This is a genomic window from Streptomyces inhibens, assembly GCF_003389455.1.
GTDB lineage: Bacteria > Actinomycetota > Actinomycetes > Streptomycetales > Streptomycetaceae > Streptomyces > Streptomyces inhibens.
In genome coordinates, this window is sequence record NZ_QUAC01000326.1 from 1 (window position 1) to 3,091 (window position 3,091).

The window sequence follows — 3,091 nt, forward strand, 5'->3', positions numbered from 1 at the left end:
GTGCGGCGAGCGCGGCCAGCAGCGCCGCCTTGCCGCCGGGGCCGGCGCAGCCGTCGAGCCAGGCGCGGTCGGGGCCCTCGACGGGCGCGTTCGCCAGCGCGAGCGCGACGAGCTGACTGCCCTCGTCCTGTACACCGGCGCGCCCCTCGCGGACCGCGTCCAGCGCACCCGGCTCACCGCCCTCCGCGAGCCGCACCGCGTACGGCGACCAGCGCCCCGGCAGCGCGCTGTCCTCGCCGACCGCCGCCAGCAGCTCCTCGGCGGTGGACCGGCCGGGCCGCGCCACCAGCGTCACCTCGGGGCGCTCGTTGTCCGCCTCCAGCAGGTCCTCGATACCGGCGCGGCCCCCGCCGAGCGCGTCCCACAGCGCCGAGACGATCCAGCGGGGATGCGCATGCACGATGCCGAGGTGGTCCTCGGGGTCCTTGTCGTACTCCGGGGCGACCCGCTCCAGCCAGCCGTCCAGGTCATGGGCCGCGACCTTGCGCAGCACCGCGTTGACGAACTTGGCCCGTCCGTCGCCGAGCACCACCCGGGCCAGTTCGACGCTCGCACTGACCGCGGCATGCGTCGGGATACGCGTGCCGAGCAGCTGGTGCGCGCCGAGCGTCAGCACGTCCAGGACCGGCGGGTCGACCTCCCGCAGCGGCCGGTCCACGCACTGCGCGATGATCGCGTCGTACGTCCCCTGCCGCCGCAGCGATCCGTACACCAGCTCCGTCGCCAGCGCCGCGTCCCGGGTGTCGAAGTCACCGCCCTCGCGCGCCTTGCGCAGCAGCGGCGGCAGCACGAGATTCGCGTACGCATCCCGCTCGTCGACGGCCCGCAGCGCCTCGAACGCGAGGATCCTGACCGGGTCCTTCTGCGGGCGGCGATAGGGCTTGCTGGGGCGACGACGGGGCTGCTGACTCACAGAAAAGGTGCTCCGGATACGAGATGAGGGGTCCGTCCCAGCCTACGCGGGCGACAGGCGGGAGCGCGCGGGGAGGTCGGGACGGATCGAAAAAGCCCGGCCATGACCCATCGGACAGGCCCTAGTCCCCCAGCCGCTCCCCCGCCTCGATCCGTACGCCGCGCGCCCAGTCCGCCGCCTTCATCGGCTTCTTGCCCTGCGGCTGGACCCAGACGAGTTCGACGGGGTGGCTGCCGGTGCCGACGTACACCGCCTTCTTCGTGACGGCGAGTTCGCCGGGCGCGAGGGCGAGTTCGGTGTGGCCCGCGACGGCGGTGGCCGACATCAGCTTGAGGCGCTCGCCGCGGAAGACCGTCCACGCACCGGGCGCGGGCGCGCAGCCGCGGATCACCCGGTCGACCCGCAGCGCCGGCGCCGACCAGTCCACCTTGGCGTCCTCGACCTCGATCTTCGGCGCGAGCGAGATGCCCTCGGCGGGCTGCGGCACCGGCGTCAGCGTGCCGTCCTCGATGCCGTCCATCGTCGCGACGAGCAGCCCGGCGCCGGCGAACGCCAGCCGGGTGAGCAGATCGCCGCTGGTGTCCGTCGGCCGGACCTCCTCGGTCAGCACCCCGTAGACCGGCCCGGAGTCCAGGCCCTTCTCGATCTGGAAGGTCGAGGCGCCGGTCACCTCGTCGCCCGCGAGCACCGCGTGCTGCACGGGCGCCGCGCCGCGCCACGCGGGCAGCAGCGAGAAGTGCAGATTGACCCACCCCTTGGCGGGAATGTCGAGCGCGGTCTGCGGCAGCAGCGCGCCGTAGGCGACCACCGGGCAGCAGTCCGGCGCGATCTCCCGCAGCCGGGCCAGAAAGTCCTCGTCGCGCGGCTTGACGGGCTTGAGCACCTCGATGCCCTCCTCCTCGGCGCGCTCGGCGACGGGGCTGGCGACCAGCTTCCGGCCGCGTCCGGCGGGCGCGTCGGGCCGCGTCACGACGGCCACGACCTCGTGCCGGTCGGAGGCGATCAGTGCATCGAGGGCGGGTACGGCGACCTCGGGGGTGCCGGCGAAGACAAGCCTCATGGGTGGCGATTACCTCTCACACGCAGCGGAACGACGCACCAGTCTATGGGTCTTGGCCCAGGCCACGAGTGGTGGATCCAGGGGGCGTACGGGTTTTCCCGCGCCTCGCACGGAAGCTCGTACGCCCCCATACCGTGACCAGAGCCGCTGCTGTCGCGTTGGTCAAACAGCATTGACCTTCGACCGGGCCGCTTTGGCGGCCCGATCGCTTTCACACTTCCTTTTCCACGCCGGTTCGAGAGGCTTGCTCATGGCCGACCACGCAACCCACGACGCCCAGGCGCGCGCCAGCCTGCATCTCCTGGTGCGGGACATCGAGCGGGTCCGACGGCAGGTGGACGCACTGCGCACGCTGACCGCTCAGCTCGGCAACGTCTACCGGCCGCGGCGCACGGGACCCTCCGCGGGCTTTGTCGTGTACGGACGCGCACCCGCTCCGACGGTGCGTCTCGCCCAGGAGTTGCGGGACAGCGTCGAAACACTTGTCACGGCCGCGGTCGACTTCGACCGTTCGCTGGGGTTCTCGTGGGATGCGGTGGGCTCGGCGCTCGGTGTCACCAAACAGGCTGTGCACCGCCGTTACGGTGCCCGCAGGGCAGCCGCCCAGCCCGCCGCCGACAACAGCGTTGAGCCGACGGTACGTTCGCCCGAGTCCTCGGCGACCCGCGCGGTGACCATCGCCGCGGGCCTGCCGGGCGCGCCGTCCGTCCCCGCCGCCCGCTCCATGCCCGCCCAGCCGACCGCGGCCTCCCGCGACGAGCCCACCCGCCCGGGCGCCTTCCCCGGCCCCCGCAACGGCTGAGCCACCCTCACACGGGGCTACGGCCCACTCACCACCGCTCGCCAACGCCCCGGGACCACCCGATGACAACGGTCCCGGGGCGGCGCCATGTCCGGGCGGGGCCGGCCCCCCGACGGCCCCTTCTCCTCACCCCAGGTCCGGTCTCCTCACCCCAGGTCCGGCGGATCGATCCGTACCCGTACCGCCTCGCCCTCCCGCTTGACCAGCCGGGCCGCACGGGCCGCCTTGAGCGCCGCGGCGAGCGCCGCGCCCTGGCCGGGGCGGACGCGTACGAGCGCGCGCTCCCAGACCTCGCCCGGCGGCGGGTCGCCCGGCC

Annotated in this window: 3 protein-coding genes; 1 reads left to right on the forward strand and 2 read right to left on the reverse strand. The window is 73.8% G+C overall.

The genetic code is table 11. The features are described 5' to 3' along the window. Together DY245_RS33865 and fmt are read right to left on the reverse strand one after the other, a co-directional pair. A partial coding sequence (locus DY245_RS33865) for a transcription antitermination factor NusB (protein ID WP_280525030.1) occupies positions 1–913 on the reverse strand: 913 nt, incomplete at its 3' end. A 121-nt stretch (positions 914–1,034) separates the two neighbouring features. Further along, the gene (fmt, locus tag DY245_RS33870) at positions 1,035–1,973 is read right to left on the reverse strand and encodes a methionyl-tRNA formyltransferase (RefSeq protein ID WP_128510967.1); all 939 of its coding nucleotides are present in this window, start codon (positions 1,971–1,973) and stop codon (positions 1,035–1,037) included. 250 nt (positions 1,974–2,223) lie between these two features. Here fmt and DY245_RS33875 point away from each other — a divergent pair, with 250 nt between their 5' ends. Then, on the forward strand, positions 2,224–2,775 hold the full coding sequence (locus DY245_RS33875; protein WP_128510968.1) for a hypothetical protein: 552 nt from the start codon (positions 2,224–2,226) through the stop codon (positions 2,773–2,775). Positions 2,776–3,091 lie beyond the last annotated feature (316 nt).

What these genes read in the sequence shown, in the direction of transcription:
- fmt (WP_128510967.1), bottom strand. Translation starts at nt 1,973, where the DNA reads ATGAGGCTTGTCTTCGCCGGCACCCCCGAGGTCGCCGTACCCGCCCTC.
- DY245_RS33875 (WP_128510968.1), top strand. Translation starts at nt 2,224, where the DNA reads ATGGCCGACCACGCAACCCACGACGCCCAGGCGCGCGCCAGCCTGCAT.